This window comes from Buttiauxella cochleicola, from assembly GCF_021282435.1.
In the GTDB taxonomy this organism is placed as follows: domain Bacteria; phylum Pseudomonadota; class Gammaproteobacteria; order Enterobacterales; family Enterobacteriaceae; genus Buttiauxella; species Buttiauxella massiliensis.
On the sequence record NZ_JAJSOT010000005.1, the window covers coordinates 54,122 to 69,459 of the forward strand.

At 49.0% G+C, this 15,338-nt stretch carries 22 protein-coding genes; 14 read left to right on the forward strand and 8 right to left on the reverse strand.

Annotated features, from left to right (window positions below):
* Positions 1–283 precede the first annotated feature (283 nt).
* The 9 genes from yqjA to LVQ77_RS13025 all read left to right on the forward strand — a co-directional run bounded on the left by yqjA (position 284) and on the right by LVQ77_RS13025 (position 5,057).
* Positions 284–946, forward strand: coding sequence for a DedA family general envelope maintenance protein YqjA (yqjA, locus tag LVQ77_RS12985; RefSeq protein WP_034461333.1), 663 nt, complete (start codon positions 284–286; stop codon positions 944–946).
* Positions 947–957: 11 nt separating this feature from the next.
* A complete protein-coding gene (mzrA, locus tag LVQ77_RS12990) occupies positions 958–1,335 on the forward strand; it encodes an EnvZ/OmpR regulon moderator MzrA (protein WP_034461332.1) in 378 nt (125 codons plus the stop codon).
* A 170-nt stretch (positions 1,336–1,505) separates the two neighbouring features.
* The gene (locus tag LVQ77_RS12995; protein ID WP_232865618.1) at positions 1,506–1,874 is read left to right on the forward strand and encodes a DUF1090 domain-containing protein; all 369 of its coding nucleotides are present in this window, start codon (positions 1,506–1,508) and stop codon (positions 1,872–1,874) included.
* Positions 1,875–1,909: 35 nt separating this feature from the next.
* On the forward strand, positions 1,910–2,215 hold the full coding sequence (locus LVQ77_RS13000; protein WP_034461328.1) for an ElaB/YgaM/YqjD family protein: 306 nt from the start codon (positions 1,910–1,912) through the stop codon (positions 2,213–2,215).
* Positions 2,216–2,217: 2 nt separating this feature from the next.
* On the forward strand, positions 2,218–2,616 hold the full coding sequence (locus tag LVQ77_RS13005; RefSeq protein WP_064515930.1) for a phage holin family protein: 399 nt from the start codon (positions 2,218–2,220) through the stop codon (positions 2,614–2,616).
* Complete coding sequence (locus tag LVQ77_RS13010; RefSeq protein ID WP_232904631.1) at positions 2,613–2,903, forward strand: YqjK-like family protein; 291 nt, start codon at positions 2,613–2,615, stop codon at positions 2,901–2,903. The genes LVQ77_RS13005 and LVQ77_RS13010 overlap by 4 nt, the downstream gene beginning before the upstream one ends.
* A gap of 200 nt (positions 2,904–3,103) precedes the next feature.
* The gene (locus LVQ77_RS13015) at positions 3,104–3,496 is read left to right on the forward strand and encodes a DoxX family protein (protein WP_064515925.1); all 393 of its coding nucleotides are present in this window, start codon (positions 3,104–3,106) and stop codon (positions 3,494–3,496) included.
* Positions 3,497–3,575: 79 nt separating this feature from the next.
* Positions 3,576–4,568: a glutathione S-transferase family protein gene (locus LVQ77_RS13020; protein WP_232904632.1), complete on the forward strand. Its 993-nt coding sequence runs from the start codon at positions 3,576–3,578 to the stop codon at positions 4,566–4,568.
* Between the two features lie 105 nt (positions 4,569–4,673).
* Positions 4,674–5,057, forward strand: coding sequence for a DUF805 domain-containing protein (locus tag LVQ77_RS13025; RefSeq protein WP_151993985.1), 384 nt, complete (start codon positions 4,674–4,676; stop codon positions 5,055–5,057).
* A 62-nt stretch (positions 5,058–5,119) separates the two neighbouring features.
* Here LVQ77_RS13025 and LVQ77_RS13030 read toward each other — a convergent pair whose 3' ends face one another.
* Positions 5,120–6,010, reverse strand: a complete 891-nt coding sequence (locus LVQ77_RS13030) for a LysR family transcriptional regulator (RefSeq protein ID WP_034461321.1) — start codon at positions 6,008–6,010, stop codon at positions 5,120–5,122.
* A 106-nt stretch (positions 6,011–6,116) separates the two neighbouring features.
* Between LVQ77_RS13030 and LVQ77_RS13035 the strand changes: the two genes are divergently transcribed.
* A complete protein-coding gene (locus LVQ77_RS13035; protein WP_232904633.1) occupies positions 6,117–6,818 on the forward strand; it encodes a pirin family protein in 702 nt (233 codons plus the stop codon).
* Positions 6,819–6,851: 33 nt separating this feature from the next.
* On the forward strand, positions 6,852–7,031 hold the full coding sequence (locus LVQ77_RS13040; RefSeq protein WP_232865621.1) for a protein YhaL: 180 nt from the start codon (positions 6,852–6,854) through the stop codon (positions 7,029–7,031).
* A 35-nt stretch (positions 7,032–7,066) separates the two neighbouring features.
* Here the strand turns inward: LVQ77_RS13040 and LVQ77_RS13045 are convergent, their stop codons facing one another.
* Both LVQ77_RS13045 and LVQ77_RS13050 read right to left on the reverse strand, forming a co-directional pair.
* Positions 7,067–8,164 carry an AAA family ATPase gene (locus tag LVQ77_RS13045; protein ID WP_232904634.1) on the reverse strand — a complete coding sequence of 366 codons (1,098 nt, stop codon included), beginning with the start codon at positions 8,162–8,164 and terminating at the stop codon, positions 7,067–7,069.
* A gap of 367 nt (positions 8,165–8,531) precedes the next feature.
* Positions 8,532–8,741, reverse strand: a complete 210-nt coding sequence (locus LVQ77_RS13050) for a hypothetical protein (protein ID WP_232904635.1) — start codon at positions 8,739–8,741, stop codon at positions 8,532–8,534.
* A gap of 164 nt (positions 8,742–8,905) precedes the next feature.
* Here LVQ77_RS13050 and LVQ77_RS13055 point away from each other — a divergent pair, with 164 nt between their 5' ends.
* Entirely contained in the window at positions 8,906–9,148 is a 243-nt protein-coding gene (locus LVQ77_RS13055) for a hypothetical protein (protein ID WP_232904636.1), read from the forward strand.
* Between the two features lie 9 nt (positions 9,149–9,157).
* Positions 9,158–9,760 carry a zinc ribbon domain-containing protein gene (locus LVQ77_RS13060; protein WP_232904637.1) on the forward strand — a complete coding sequence of 201 codons (603 nt, stop codon included), beginning with the start codon at positions 9,158–9,160 and terminating at the stop codon, positions 9,758–9,760.
* A 218-nt stretch (positions 9,761–9,978) separates the two neighbouring features.
* Here the strand turns inward: LVQ77_RS13060 and LVQ77_RS13065 are convergent, their stop codons facing one another.
* The gene (locus LVQ77_RS13065) at positions 9,979–10,593 is read right to left on the reverse strand and encodes a recombinase family protein (RefSeq protein WP_232904638.1); all 615 of its coding nucleotides are present in this window, start codon (positions 10,591–10,593) and stop codon (positions 9,979–9,981) included.
* Positions 10,594–11,302: 709 nt separating this feature from the next.
* Here LVQ77_RS13065 and LVQ77_RS13070 point away from each other — a divergent pair.
* On the forward strand, positions 11,303–13,081 hold the full coding sequence (locus tag LVQ77_RS13070) for a cold-shock protein (protein ID WP_232904639.1): 1,779 nt from the start codon (positions 11,303–11,305) through the stop codon (positions 13,079–13,081).
* An 85-nt stretch (positions 13,082–13,166) separates the two neighbouring features.
* Here the strand turns inward: LVQ77_RS13070 and LVQ77_RS13075 are convergent, their stop codons facing one another.
* From LVQ77_RS13075 to LVQ77_RS13090, 4 genes are read right to left on the reverse strand one after another with little or no spacing between them, the layout of a single operon-like run.
* Complete coding sequence (locus tag LVQ77_RS13075) at positions 13,167–14,510, reverse strand: primase-helicase family protein (RefSeq protein WP_232904640.1); 1,344 nt, start codon at positions 14,508–14,510, stop codon at positions 13,167–13,169.
* Positions 14,486–14,680, reverse strand: a complete 195-nt coding sequence (locus LVQ77_RS13080; RefSeq protein ID WP_232904641.1) for a hypothetical protein — start codon at positions 14,678–14,680, stop codon at positions 14,486–14,488. Before LVQ77_RS13080 ends, LVQ77_RS13075 begins: the two co-directional genes overlap by 25 nt.
* Positions 14,677–14,823: a hypothetical protein gene (locus LVQ77_RS13085; protein WP_232904642.1), complete on the reverse strand. Its 147-nt coding sequence runs from the start codon at positions 14,821–14,823 to the stop codon at positions 14,677–14,679. The genes LVQ77_RS13080 and LVQ77_RS13085 overlap by 4 nt, the downstream gene beginning before the upstream one ends.
* Entirely contained in the window at positions 14,820–15,326 is a 507-nt protein-coding gene (locus LVQ77_RS13090; RefSeq protein ID WP_232904643.1) for a hypothetical protein, read from the reverse strand. The genes LVQ77_RS13085 and LVQ77_RS13090 overlap by 4 nt, the downstream gene beginning before the upstream one ends.
* Positions 15,327–15,338 lie beyond the last annotated feature (12 nt).

Sequence of the window (15,338 nt, forward strand, 5' to 3'; positions counted from 1 at the left end):
ACCCTCGCCAGCCCCCCTACGACTCATCAAAATCAATCCTCAACAAAGCACAAATACTGTGACGCATTAGACAGAGCTTTGTTACAATTAGATGCAATTTCACTGTCGGTGTTAGCTTTGCTAACAACCTGCCCGGTCGCATTCACACGGAGTTGTGGCGAACCTGGGTAACGAGCGGTGGATTGTAGGCGGCTACTACACAAGCATAACCACACAGAATAAAGCCGCACTCTACTTATCTGACTTTGATCAGCGGTCTTAACCGATGTGCCAGGAACACTGAATGGAACTTCTCTCGCAACTGTTGAACGCTCTCTGGAGCCAGGATTTTGAAACGCTCGCCAATCCAGGAATGATTGGCATGCTTTATTTCGTCTTGTTCATGATTTTATTCCTTGAAAACGGCTTGCTGCCAGCAGCCTTCCTGCCCGGCGATAGTTTGTTAGTTTTGGTCGGTGTGCTGATTGCCAAAGGGGCAATGGGTTTTCCGGAAACCGTTTTACTGTTAACCACCGCGGCCAGCCTCGGCTGCTGGCTTAGTTATATTCAGGGGCGTTGGCTTGGTAACACGCGAATCGTGCAGAACTGGTTATCGCATCTTCCCGCGCATTATCATCAGCGTGCGCACAACCTGTTCCATAAACATGGCTTATCGGCATTGCTGATTGGTCGCTTCATTGCTTTTGTTCGTACCCTGTTACCAACTATTGCTGGTTTATCTGGTCTGAATAATGCGCGCTTCCAGTTCTTCAACTGGATGAGCGGCCTGTTATGGGTACTAATCCTCACCACGCTAGGATATCTGCTCGGTAAAACGCCGGTATTCCTGAAATATGAAGATGCATTGATGTCCTGCCTGATGCTGCTACCAGTCGTGTTACTGGTAATTGGTCTGATCGGTTCGTTGATTGTGCTTTGGCGTAAAAAATACGGTAACCGCAGTTAAGAGGGATAACGATGAAAACACATTTTTTTCGTGGCCTAAGGGCCACGATGTTGATTGGCGCAATTGCCGCGGCCTCAATACTAATATGGTCTGGAATGCAGCGTACTGAGTCCACACTTGAGATTCGCTCCAGCCAACAAGGGATCAGCATGCCTGACGGGTTTTATGTCTGGCACCACCTTGATGCCAACGGTATTCGCTTTAAAAGTATTACGCCTGACAACAATTCGTTATTGATAAAGTTTGATTCGAGTGCGCAAAGCGAGGCTGCTAAAGCCGTGTTATATAAAACGCTGCCACATGGCTACGTCATCGCTCAGCAAGATGAAGATGACAGTGCCAGCACATGGCTTACGCGTGTGCTTAACGAAAATATCCGCATCGGTTAACCCTTTCCTGCAATCCTAATTTGCTAATGGGGATTGGGTTTTTACTCAATTCCTGACTATGCTTGTTTTTACTTAAACCGCTACAAATCATCACATTCGTTTAATTTCTGGACTTTTTGTATGCTTAACCTTGCGGGTAAACGTACATTCACAATGGAAGGTTTTTTATCATGAACTATCGTACCGTATTGGCTATCGCCCTATTGTCTCTGACGTCCGCAGCGCATGCGAGCTCGCTGTGTAATGAAAAGGAGCAGGATATTCAGCGAGAAATTGGCTATGCGGAGAAACACCAGAATCAAAGCCGTGTCGATGGGCTTAACAAAGCGTTGAAAGAAGTTCGCTCTAACTGCACCGATAGCAGTTTACGCGCGGCTCACAAGAAAAAAATCAACGAACAAAAAGCTGAAATCACCGAGCGGAAAGCAGATCTTAAGGAAGCTCGCGAAAAAGGCGATGCTGATAAAATTTCAAAACGGGAACAGAAACTGGCTGAAGCTGAACACGAGCTGAAAACTTTGCAGGCTCGTGATTACTAAGTTCAAGGATCAACCTCAAACACCTGGAGAGAACCATGTCAAAAGATACCACATCAGAACATTTGCGCGCTGAGTTGAAATCCCTGGCAGATACCCTTGAAGAGGTGCTGAGTGCATCGACGGATAAGTCAAAGTCCGAACTTGAAAAGCTACGTGGCAAGGCTGAAAAAGCACTGAAAGAAAGCCGTGTACGCCTGGGTGATACAGGTGATGTTATTGCTAAACAAACCCGTGAAGCTGCCGCGAAAGCTGACGACTATGTGCGTGAAAACCCATGGACTGGTGTTGGCATTGGGGCGGCGATTGGCGTCGTACTCGGTGTCCTGCTGACGCGTCGTTAATTATGCCTGAATCCCATCAACCTCAAGGTCCAGGTAAAGGCGTCCTTGGCATTGGCCAGCGCCTTGTCACTATCATCGTTGGGATGGTGGAAACACGTGTGCGGCTTGCAGTGGTAGAGCTGGAAGAGGAGAAAGCACATCTCATCCAGTTACTACTGATGCTTGGGTTAACCATGCTGTTTGCTGCATTTGGCTTAATGAGTCTTGTGGTGCTGGTTTTCTGGGCCGTCGAGCCGCAATACCGCCTGAACGCCATGATCGCGACAACAGTCGTTCTGTTGGGTCTGGCTTTCATCGGTGGTATCTGGACTCTACGTAAATCGCGTCAATCCACCTTGCTGCGCCATACCCGTCGCGAGCTCGAAAATGACCGCTCGTTGCTGGAAGATGACAAATTATGAGCAAACGCGAGCTAGATAAACGCAAAGCATTTTTACTCAGTCAGATTCAGCAACAACGGCTGGATTTAAGTGCAGGCAAGCGCGACTGGCTTGAAGTGACAGCGACTTATGACAGAAGCTGGAACACATTGATTAGCTTACGCCGGTACGCAGTTGTCGCCAGCAGCGTTATGGCTATCTGGACAGTGCGCCACCCAAGCTTCCTGATGCGCTGGGCAAGGCGCGGGCTAGGCGCCTGGAGTACGTGGCGCCTGATTCGCAACACAATACAGCCACAATCGCATTAGTATCCAACGCCGCCTTATTCAGGCGGCGTTTTTATTAATCAGTAATATTGAAAAACATCGACAGTTTTCCTTGCTAACAATCCCTTAACGTCACGTCTATTATCCTCCCCATCAACCGCAGTCACCGGTAACTACCGGAAACTGCAAAGACAAACATCCCTGGGCTGATAGCACCCACAAGAGATTCGCTGGAGAGTAAAATGAAAAAATTAGATGATGCAGGTGTTCTGTTAGCTCGTGTCCTGATGCCGATTCTGTTCATCGTTGCAGGTTGGGGCAAAATTAACGGTTATGCCGGCACTCAACAATATATGGAAGCGATGGGTGTTCCTGGGTTCTTACTGCCATTGACCATTCTGCTTGAGTTTGGCGGCGGCCTGGCGATTCTGTTCGGATTCTTTACTCGTACCACCGCGATTATCACTGCAGTGTTCACGATTCTGACAGCGTTCTTGTTCCACGGTGATTTCAGCCAGGGCATGAACTCAACCATGTTTATGAAGAACTTCACCATCGCCGGTGGTTACCTGTTACTGGCTATCTTCGGACCAGGTGCATACAGCATCGACCGTATTCTGAAGAAAAACTGGTAAGGCTTCTATACTGATTAGAAGTAAAAGCGAAGGTTAATACCTTCGCTTTTTTGTTTTTAAGGCTCACGAGGAGAATAAAATGGGACAATTAATTGATGGCGTCTGGCACGATGTCTGGTACGACACCAAATCCACTGGCGGCAGTTTCAAACGCTCAGAGTCAGCGTTTCGCAACTGGCTGACGGCGGATGGTGAACCCGGCCCAACCGGTAAAGGTGGTTTTGCTGCCGAGAAAGATCGCTACCATCTCTATGTTTCCCTCGCCTGCCCATGGGCTCATCGCACATTAATCATGCGTGCGTTAAAAGGCCTCGAATCTTTTATCTCTGTTTCTGTGGTTCACCCGCTCATGTTGCAGGATGGCTGGACGTTTGATGATAATTTCCCAAACGCTACCGGTGATGGCTTATATCAGCATGAATATCTTTATCAGCTCTATTTACAAGCTGACTCTGATTACACCGGGCGCGTTACCGTACCTGTTTTATGGGATAAGAAAACGCAGACTATCGTCAGTAACGAATCCGCTGAAATCATCCGTATGCTCAATACCGCGTTTGATGCGCAGGGTGCTCGCGCTGGGGATTATTACCCGACTGCATTACGTAGCCAGATTGATGAGCTAAATAGCTGGATTTACGACAGCATTAATAACGGCGTTTATAAAGCAGGCTTTGCTACCTCTCAAGAAGCTTACGATGAAGCCGTCACCAAAGTATTCGAGTCACTGGCACGCGTTGAGCAGATCCTCGGGCAGCATCGATATTTAACCGGCGACCAGCTTACCGAAGCGGATATTCGTTTGTGGACCACACTGGTACGTTTCGACCCGGTCTATGTCACCCACTTCAAATGCGACAAACATCGTATTAGTGATTACCTGAATGTGTACGGATTCTTGCGTGATATCTACCAAATGCCGGGCATCGCTGAAACTGTCGACTTCGGGCATATCCGCCACCACTACTACCGCAGCCACAAAACCATTAACCCTACCGGGATTATTTCCATTGGCCCCGCTCAGGATTTGAATGAGCCTCACGGGCGCGACGAACGGTTTAACAAGGGTTGATAAAATTCATATGAACTATGATTTACGTAAAATCTATTCACGGCTATTCTTGAAATAGATCGCTTACAGATCAAGTGATTGATAAAAAATCAAGGCGGGCTACAAATGGATTGGTATTTCAAAGTTTTAAAAAATTATCTTGGCTTTAGTGGACGTGCACGTCGCAAAGAGTTCTGGATGTTCATCCTGGTCAACCTTGTGCTAACCGTGGTTTTAAGCATTCTGGATAAGATGTTAGGGCTACGGATTGCGGGGGATGAAGGTCTGCTGACGACGGTTTACGGCGTACTGATTTTCCTGCCTTACTGGGCCGTACAGTTTCGACGCCTACACGATACTGACCGTTCAGCCTGGTGGCTGTTACTGCTGTTAATACCGTTGGTGGGCTGGTTGATTATTCTGGCGTTTAATTGCCAGAACGGCACGCCAGGCGAAAATGAGTACGGCGCGGATCCAAAGCGCCTGGATGCACGATTCGTTAGTGAATAATAATTTATACCCAACAAACTCACTTAAAAAGGGTGGAGCAGCGCAAAAGCTGCCCACTCTTTTCATTTCAATAATTTTGGAATTTCACGCAAGCACCAGGCTTTTGCTTCGCCCATGCTATCGCGTCGCCACGCCATGATAATGTCAATTTCATTGGTGTATTCAGGGCTCACCACACGTAGCCGTCCTTCAGCAATATCCTGCTCGACCATCGGATAAGGCATCGTCGCTACACCCAACCCGGCCAGTAATGCCTGGCGCTTATCTTCCATGCTACTTACTGTAAGACGCGGCTGTTTATCCAGTAGCTGCACGGTCAGCACAGGACGTTCCCGTGCGGTATCAGCGACCGCGATACCGCGATACTTCACGCGCGTCACCTCGGATAGCGGCTCCGGTTCATTATGAATCGGGTGATCTGGTGCTGCGACATAAACGCTCATCACCTTATATAACTTGCGTGAGTTAATCTCAGATGAAGAACGGAAATGCATATCCGGAGCAATCACAATATCCGCCCGACCTTGCTCTAAACGCTCCCATGAACCGGCCAGTACTTCAGTAATAATCGACAGCTGCGTGTCAGCTTTACCGGCAAGTTTTTCCACCAGCGGATACAGCTTCGCCGTCGGCACCAGAGCCTCTGTAACAATAGTAAGATGCGTTTCCCAACCACGTGCCAGTGCTTCGGCGTCAGTGGTAAGTTTTTCAGCCGCTTCGAGCAAAACTCGCCCGCGCTCCAGCAACATCCGCCCGACATTGGTAAATTTGGTGCGATGGCCTGAACGGTCAAACAGCACGACATCCAGTTCTTCTTCCAGCTTCTGCATGGTGTAGCTCAGCGCCGACGGTACTCGCCCCAACTCATCAGCAGCAGCGGCAAAACTCCCACGCCTATCAATTGCGTCCATGACCCGCAATGCCTCTAGCGTCAATGCTCTCTCTTTAGCCATCTCGTTCTCATTCAGGAAATTTGAACATACCAAGCAGATTAACTGGCTAACAATGCAGCGTCCAGAGCTTTACCATGGGTACAGTGTAAAAAGAGGTCAAGAAATTATGATTACGCCAAGAACTGCCAAACAATGCGGGAAAGCGGACTATGGATGGCTCCAGGCCCGCTATACGTTTTCCTTCGGTCACTATTTCGACCCGAAATTGTTGGGCTATGCTTCGTTGCGCGTACTCAACCAGGAAGTGTTAGCCCCGGGGGCGTCATTCCAGCCACGCACCTATCCGAAGGTTGATATTCTCAATTTGATTCTGGAAGGCGAAGCGGAATACCGCGACAGCGAGGGCAACCACGTTCAGGCTAAAGCCGGGGAAGCACTGCTCATTTCCACCCAACCAGGACTCAGTTACAGCGAGCATAACCTGAGTAAAGAGAACTCTCTGACGCGAATGCAGCTGTGGCTTGATGCTTGCCCGGAGCGCGAAAATCCGCTGGTTCAGAAAATCACGCTTACAGATGGGTCACAACAATTACTGGCCTCGCCAGATGGCAGTAAAGAGAGCTTACAACTGCGCCAACAAGTATGGATTCACCAGATTGAACTGGAGAAAGGCCAACAGCTCAGTTTCCAGCTACACGGCCCGCGTGCTTATTTACAGTCAATTCACGGTACGGTCCATGCTGTAACTTCTGCTGAAGAGAAAGAAGGGCTTACCTGTGGTGACGGCGCTTTTATCCGTGATGAAGCTAACATTACGCTGGTTGCAGATACCCCATTGCGCGCATTGCTGATAGATTTACCGGTCTGACCAGTGTCGACAATGGATAAACAGGAGTCATCAGTGAGTAAGAAATCAACAGCAAAACGAAACGAGAAGAAAGTACTACAACCTGCTGTTGCAGCAACTGTTGTGGCAACGAATCCGCAAGCTGAAATGAGCTATGACGATATGCTGACCGAGCTGGAAGCGATTGTTAGCGAAGCTGATTTACGTCTGGCAGAAGAAGAAGGCACTCTCTAATCTCCTTCCCCGGCTAGCACCGGGGAATTTTCCCCTCACGAGAGACGGTTAACACGCGTCTCCCCATTCTCAATCCCCAACTGATAAAGCGTAAATGGCGTATGTTTTTCAATAAATGTGGCCAATTCTGGCGAATGGCTGGTGAGCCAGATTTGTGTGTAACGACTCGCTTCTGCAATCAGGCGAGCCAACGCGGGTAACATCTGTGGATGCAGGCTATTTTCAGGTTCATTCAATGCAATAAAGTGCGGTGGACGCGGGCTAAGTAACGCCACAGTCAGGCACAAAAATCGTAATGTCCCATCAGAAAACTCAGCCGACTCCAGCGGGCGGTTAATCCCCTGCCGGTGCATCATCATCTGAAAACGTCCGTTACTGTTATCACAGAAAAATGTGCATTCAGGGAAGGCTTCACCCAGCACCTCAAACAGTAACTCGCTATCACCAATTTCAACGATGGTCTGGAACGCGGCGGCCAGGTTTAGCCCATCACCCGCTAACACTGGCGAACGATAACCAACCTGCGGCAAGCGCAACCCGGCTCCTTTCGTGATATCGAACTCATGGTAGAAACGCCAGTTACGTAGCGTTTCGCGGGCGCTGGAAACTTCGGGATACAGGTGTGGCTCGCCAAGTTGGCCGAACAACGATTCGTTCTCGTAGAGCGTGGCGGCGTGCGTGACTTTCTCACCGTTAACATCGTTGAGAAAAACAGCCTGGTTGCGACGATGCATAATTGACGAAGAAGGTCGGCGGCGAAAACCACTCAGCCAGATTTGCTCTTCTTTTACGATAGGATCGAGATCGAACATCGTGGGGTACGGTAATTTGTCCGGGAAGCCGACCTGCAATTCATATTCAAAATCGTCGGTATCTACTGCAAGCGTCATACGCCGTGGCGCACTGGCATACCCTTTGGCGCGGGAGCCTGCCCACATAACCTTTTGGATCCCACCTTCATCAGACAGCCAGTGTGACAACTGCCCCATAGCCGCGCCGTGGATCAAATGGATTGCTTTATAGATGTTGGATTTTCCGCAGCCATTTGGGCCGAAAACCACGTTCAGCCGCCCCAAATCGATAGAGAGTTTGCGTACAGATCGGTAGTTATCGATGTACAGAGACTTGATCATGGCGGCGTGGAATCCGGTGATGGCAGGAGTCGTATTATGGCAATTGTTCTATATATACCCTAAATAATTCGAGGTGCATCGCGGCGGCAAGAGAACAAGTCCCGATGAGCTTACTCCAGTAAGCGATTTGGGCGAGTGAGCGTAGCCAACAAGGAGGCAGCGCGAAGTATGACGGGTATAAACAAAACGCCCGCACAGTTTTCACTGTGCGGGCGTTTTGTTGAATGGTTGAAGCTGACCGATAAGTCAGGAACGCATCCCAATACATCAGGCATCTACAGCGCTGCTGTTTGTCATGTATCACGCACTGTATCTCAATTTGTATCCCGGATAAAGTCCGCCTCCGCATTAGCCAAACGCATCTGATTTACTCGGCGTCCTCAGTATCGAACGTCTTGCTGTACGGACAATGCTTTGACTTCGTAACGTAAGTAAACGTGTAGATCGAGTTGCTGTAAACGCATAATGTTTGTCCACTCGCGGTAGTTGACTGCTCCGGTGCATTCATCGTGGTCCTTCCGGCAGTAGCACTGAATGACATCAACAGACAGCAAAAAATCAAAGAAAGCCTCTTCATTTCAATTCGCTCCTTTCGGTTAACTCTGTGTTGCTCACAATTCATGCGTGGAGATTACCACCCTATAGATCGACAAAAATGATCTTTAAGATCGAATTTACCGATCAAGGTGGTTAAGATAAATCTTAGATTTTCATTGTGTCATTTTGTTCAAGGAGCTGATTTTGACAAAGATACTTCTGGTTGTGCTGGGCTTGTTAGTAGGAAATGCATATGCAGATGACGGTTCAGCGGATATGAAGGCAGCAGCAAAAGCCCTAATCCAGGCAGCGGATTACCAATGTAACAAGGTAAATGGGGTTTACCCCGCCCACTTTAGCAACGCTTTCACTGTGTTCTGCGATGATGTGTATGAGTACACCATCAAGGATCGCGGCGGTCGCTGGACTGTTGAAGTCAACGATTGAGGCCCGGATATGGCAATGAAGAAATGCAGGGAATGTGGGCATAGTGTTTCAAGTAGTGCGAAGATGTGCCCATCTTGTGGAGTAAAAAAGCCTTATATTTCAAAATTTAAAGGAGTATTTTTACTGGTAGTAATTGGATGGACTGGGTGGATCGCGTTTACTGATGACAAATCGTCAGGCAGTAATCAGGTATCCACGGAAAGCGCTTCGGCCTCAATGGGAGAAATCAGGCTCAAAACCGCTGCCCCCGTAAATCAGGCTCCGGCTTCAACGGCACCTTTTACGGCTGCTCAGGTTTGCAAGGCTGCAATCAGCGGAATGTTCGGGCGTGAAGTAAATACGATCAAAGCGGTAAAAGCTAATCCGTCAGGCGTGTTTAAAATCTCTTATCGTCGTCCGTCTGATGGTAATCAATACTCATTCGACTGCAAACTATCCGGCAGCAATGTGATATGGACTGAGTCGGGACAGACTTCCAACCGTTGGAATGGCTCGGGGAGTGTTGAATTCAATGTCGAGTTTGCCATCAGGGAAAACGTCTTAGTGATAACTGAGGCGCACGGAAATTCTGATGATATTTCGTACAAGTTCACTATGAATAATTTTCGCTAAAATCCCACTCGGGGTAGGAGCCTCTTCCTACCCCAACCCCCGCCCCCCGAAACTGATTCACCATTACCCCAGCGTTATGAAAACCTCTGGCTGCAAATATCCTGGCGGTGATTATGCCGTTGGCGCATCAACTGCACGGTCTAACTGATTGCCTCCACTCGAAAACGCCATGAAGGATCTTGGGCAAATATCCGTAGTATGCTGGTGGTCGCAGTATGTCAGATCGCCTCAATAATTTTCTTCACCTTGGCGACCATGCCGACGGAGCAATCACATAACTTCGCGATCTCCGCATAGGTATTCCCGCCTTTGTTAAGGTACGACTCAATCTTACTTCGCAGATTGATATCTGCCGGTCTGCCTTTGTACTTGTTTTCAGCCTTAGCCTTGGCGATGCCTTGTGCCTGACGCTGGCGGCGTTTGGTGTAGTCCTCGTGTGCGTAATGGGCGGCAATGTCCATCATCAGACCATTGATAAGCACTATTATGCGATCACCTGGTTTGGATTTTAATGCATCATGGGAGGTTGGAAGATCCACAACAATGACACGTAAGCCGCGCTCTTCAATACGAGCCTTTAGGGCTTCATATTGTGCAGCGGGGAGTCGGGTCAAGCGGTCGATAGATTCCACCAGCAAAAAGTCACCTTTTTTGGCTGCGGCAATCAGGCGGGTAAGTTCCGGGCGTTCCAGCTTGGCACCAGAGAAGTTTTCAACGTAATGAACAACATTTGTTAGCTGGTGTTTTTCCACAAAGTCATTAAGTGTATCAAGAGCGCGTGTCGCGTCCTGGTCGTCGGTGGATGCCCTGAGGTATGCGTGTGTCGTTGTCATTATCTTTTGTTCACATTAAATTGTCATGTTGCTATCTTACGTGAATAATCTACATAGAGTCAATTTTTACTACTCATTGTGAATGACTTTATTCACGATTGCGCTCTTCATTTCAGGTATACCCTTTGTGAAAACTTTACCGTGGTTTTCTCTTTCACTCATGCAACGCTTTATTTTTTAACCTTTTGATGTGAGAAGATCGGCAACGTGCGGATCGCGGTGGGCGTTGGTGCGTCTGCTGGCGACAAATTTGTCATGGGAAGTGACCCCCATATATTTTTTCGTGTGCGTAAGACTGACCCGGTGGAGTCGAGCCTTGTTTAGCGATCCGCCACTTTAAGAGCTGTACACGGCGATACGCTTTGCCTACGGCAACCAGTCTCTGTTGCTTACTGGCGTGCGCCACAGTAACTACGTTGTATATAAATAATGCATAGGGATTAATGGGATTTCTGGGATTATGTGAATTTATCTTTTATTTTCAATTTGTTTAACCCATCTCGAGCTGGGATTGTTATGGGATTTTTTTATTCACATGTGGGATTATCAGGGGTTGTTTCGACGAATCGTTAGATAATTATGTTAAAGCATTGCACAAACTATGAGTCATCAATAACCTAAGATAAATCTTAGTTATGATGAAGGCGATATCAGCCTGGAAAACGCACAGTCTGTGCGGTAGTTCGACATTGAATAAGGAATCAGCAGTATGGCCGCATACTCTGCGGGTAGTGCCAAATGGTATTTGGGAAATGTGCTGTGGTATGGCGGCCTGAACAACAAGACCGGTAAAGAGAACCAGTTTGGCTTCCTAAAATCTGAGAGCCGGGCCGAACTATTTTTTCATAAAAGCGACATCGTTGGCAGTCAGCTCCCCGTTGAAGATTCTCCGGTATTGTTTCGTGAAGGAGTCGGTAAGCACTGTAAACCCTGCGCGTATGAGGTTCATCTGCTTGACGAACCCAGAACAGCCGAACTTCTGGCCGACTATTTCCGTGCATTCAGTCATGGGGAAATTAATTTCAACAGCTGGACACAACGTGAAGAAGTCATTAAGTGCTTTTTGCGGGCTTGGGGCAAAAATGTGGTTAGTAGGCTTATCGACAGCGGTATCGCACCATCCCATCTGTTAGCTCTGTTCCATCATCGGATGCATTATACCGAGTTGTTTGATGCGATCGCCCCCGACAAAGATTTTGATGGTCTGATCGCACTTCAGATTTGCCCCACTGTCCTGCCAAGCGTGTTTATTGATACGCATATTGAACAGTTTGCCACATGGGCGAAGAAATGGACTGGGGATCATCCTTCCCCTTCCGCCACTCAAGCCGCGCTGATAAAAAATCTGCTTGCAAAGATTTCGTTAAGCGCCACGCTCTATCTGTCATTCTTCAATTGCCTGTCGAGTGAAACAATTCTTGAGCATCGTGGCAGTGATATTGAAGAGTTTATCCGGCGGAGTTTCAGCCAGGATAAAATGACGGTAAATCCCTATGTTCGTGAAGCCTATACGCACGCGTTTGCCTCAAAAGCAGCCTACTATCAGCACCCGGTATTCAAGGACTTTATTACCCCCTGTCTCTTGAAACAGAAGATGTTCAAAAAAGATTTCAGCTTTGTCGGCGATATTGAATCCAGCCCGGAATTTTCGGTCAATCCGGAATTTTTCATTCTCGCTAAGTTGCTACCACTGATTGGTCGCAACGATGAATCGGTGATACAAAGCGTGATCCTGCATGAAATCTGGCAGGCCTTGTTGTCGGGCAGATTTACCGTTGACCATCCCGCCATCTTCAGGCTGTTTCCACAGTGTACCTCGTTGCAAAAACGCTTCAGGCATATCAGGCTGTCCTGCGAAGCCTTCCACTGGCGGGCAAAACAGGCCGACGGTTCGACAGAAAATCGCTTCCTATGCCGGTCGAAAGTCTGCGATGAGCCACGTGTCCTGCCCGTTCTTAGTAAAGCGTTTATGGATTTCTCTATTTATGATTGGCTTGCCCATTATGGCATGCAGTATATGGTTGTTGGGGAGCCGTCTAAGCGCGATCTCCCAATCAAGCTGGCTGCTTACTTTAATCGCATCCGTGAATTGTTTACCCGTCTGAACTGTCGGAGCTGTGGCCTGCTGATGATTCCTAATATGAAATATTCCCGCGTTGAGGTCATGGTGTGGGATGCAGCAAGCAACGGATTTATCCGCACACCTTTCCAGGCTGCCTACCGCCTGACAGTTTTTAAGTGCGCCAGCCAGGGCTGCGAACAATTTGATATCAGCCACTACATCAACCACTGTATTGGCTACAAATGCAGCGAAATTATTGACGATAGAGATCTGACGGAGAAATGCGACGAAGGGCGGTATATCTGCGCTTCCTGCGGCTCGTGCTGCACGCATCATCAGGAGAAATATGGCAATACCAGTGGCGGTGAAACGGAAGCAGTACAGTACGAACGCTTCTACGGTGACTCACCGTACTACACCCGCTAAACTGAATAAAACTTTACCTGCCAGCGACTTGCTCAGTGGTAGGAAAGCTCTTATGGATGCAAAAAAGGGAGCCCGAAGCTCCCTGTCAGAATTGCTCTATCGTATTTTCGGCTGCCCCCTCCAGCCACTGCGCCGCTTGTTTAGGTTTCCAATCTGCCGGGAACCAATAGCGGGAGCGGTCAACGCCTGGACCATTCGTATAGATCCGCGATTGCCGGAATCCAAGTTCCTCAAGCCGGTGCTTAATCAGATCTGCCGGTGCATCGAACAGCAGGCGTAGCGATTCCATTTTGAAGACCCGGTTTGACTCCAGCCAGTCGGATAACTCGATATCCAGCATAGATCGCGATTGTTCCTGCATCTCTTCCAGTGTCTCAGTTGCCCGGCAATGATGCGGGTTGAATCCGGTCAGGTCATAGGCCATCAACCAATAGTAGACCGCATCAAGGCTGCCATCCTGCATGAGCCATTGCGATAATCGACTGATAAATTTGCCTGTCTCCTCTGGGTTATGCCGATGCTCCATAAACTGGACGGCAAACCAACGGCGCTCACGCTCATTCGGTGAAAAGCGGATCGGGCGTCGTTCGTTGCTGGCGAGGATAAACCGGGTATAGGTTGAGACCATCCGGGCTTGCTCCTGCTTCTCTTCGATCTGCTGGCGGCGCTCTGTCAGCAGGGATTTTAACCGGGTATGCAACGATTTTGAGCTGCTGCGGCAATCGTCTAAAAACACCAGCAAATTATTGGCGATAACGGTGCTGAACTGATTTGTCAGTTTGCTGTAGTCATTAAGTAAGGCTGCCTGGTGGTTGAGTAAAGGCGAAATGATTTGCTGAAACAAAAATCCTTTACCCGTACCGGTTGCGCTCGTCAGCATCAGGTGCCAGCTTGGTTTTTCTTCTGGTCGCTGGAATATATGCGCCAGCCATTGCACAACAGTGTGCCGCTCGTCAGCGTCTGGGAACAGGCGTTCCAGATATTCTGTCCAGAGTGACAAATCAGTACCGGCGTCGGTTTCTGTCTGTGGCTCGTATGGCTTCCAGGTATTAAGTACGGGTACGCCGTCCGCCTCGTACACCAGAGGGCGATCGCCTCCGGGGATAAACTCACGCGCCGAAGCGTATTTAATCCGCTGGCGGAGAATATCGTGTAACAGGGGATTGTGACCGCTGTTCCTACATCCAGGTTGTTTCCACAACCACTGCTGATAAAGATTGGTCTCCGCGTGGAAAGCGTGAAACTTACCAGTCAGCGTGCTGTAAAGGTCAGCACCATGATTGCGGGCCAGATAGAAATAACCCCGGTCCATCAGGTATTTTGCAAACTGGTGTGCCAGTCTTTCATGCCCGTTTTCCTCGTCAATATAGATTTCACCAGCATCATTGGCGGCGGTGTTATTCGTTATTCTTTCGTCGTTCTGCTGCATGTTTCCCCCACTGAGGCGTTAATAGTTTTGGTCAGGTCGCTGTATTTCCCTGGCTGGCTGGCGATCTCCGTCAGCAGCTTACGAACGAACACCGGCAGAGGTATATTCCCACGCGTGGCGGTGAGCCAGTCGGCGGTAGTTCCCGTCACCGTGATATCATAAATTTTCATCCTTTATCCTCCGATTGGACGGGTAGCGATTTGTACCAGTCCGGATTGGCTTCCTGGATTTTACGAGCGGCGGCTATTGCCCGTTCCAGCGCGTCCGGGTCAATATGGGCGGGCGTTGGCCTCCCGCTCTTGATCTTCGTCATACAGTCGCTCCTGCCAAAAGCATATCTTTGAGGCGATGGCGCATAGCTTCCCGCTCTGCGGCTGCGGCTTCCTCAGCACGGCGCTGTGTTTCGTTGGCAGCGTCCTGAATCAGCCTGTCCAGTTCACGCTCCAGCCCGTTTGCCAGCTCTCTGTGATATTCATCCTCCACTTGCCGTTTCAGGTTGGAGATCTCCTGTTCCACCAGCTCTGCCGGTTTGCGAAGCGTGATCGATATGTTCCCTGTGCTACCGGCAAGGTAGACTGATTGAGGAATGCCGATATCGTACCGCCAGCCCTCAAGAATCCGCTCTTGTAACTGTTGCATGGCAAGTGCTGCTGGGGCGTTGAAGCGCTGAGTAGTGCTGGCGGCGGTGTACCTTTGGACGGCGGTATCAATCCGCGCTGCCAGTACGGCGGCGTCGGGTTTGAACCGCTCGGCGGCTTCGCTCAGGAATGCTTGCAGATCGCTCTCAGCGGCGATCTGTCGTGTCTTCTTTGTCATTTTATATCCTCT